The sequence below is a fragment of the Staphylococcus sp. HMSC065D05 genome (assembly GCF_001813195.1).
Lineage (GTDB): Bacteria > Bacillota > Bacilli > Staphylococcales > Staphylococcaceae > Staphylococcus > Staphylococcus epidermidis.
This window is the reverse complement of the sequence record NZ_KV811731.1, coordinates 1-241: the sequence shown is the minus strand read 5'-3', so window position 1 is coordinate 241 and position 241 is coordinate 1. Positions and strand designations below refer to the sequence as shown.

Below are 241 nucleotides of genomic sequence, written 5' to 3'. Positions count from 1 at the left end.
ACTTCATTCATCATAGGTAAACTAGTAATCATCAATTGAACTTCTTTATCCTTTAAATAATTAACTGTGTTAATCACTTCATCATAATTACGACCTAAGCGATCAATCGATTCTACTACAAATCTATCGCCCATTCTCACAAAGTTAAGTGCTTCTTGAAATACGGGTCTATTTTCTACTGACTTTCCCGATTGTTTCTCTGTAAATATTTTCTCTACGCCAAATGTTTTCAAATTATCTA

General features: G+C 31.5%; 1 protein-coding gene. It reads right to left on the bottom strand.

The genetic code is table 11. From position 1 onward, the window contains the following. Positions 1-241, bottom strand: a 241-nt coding sequence (locus tag HMPREF2897_RS02870) for a recombinase family protein (protein ID WP_141751277.1), incomplete at both ends; no start/stop codon positions are given.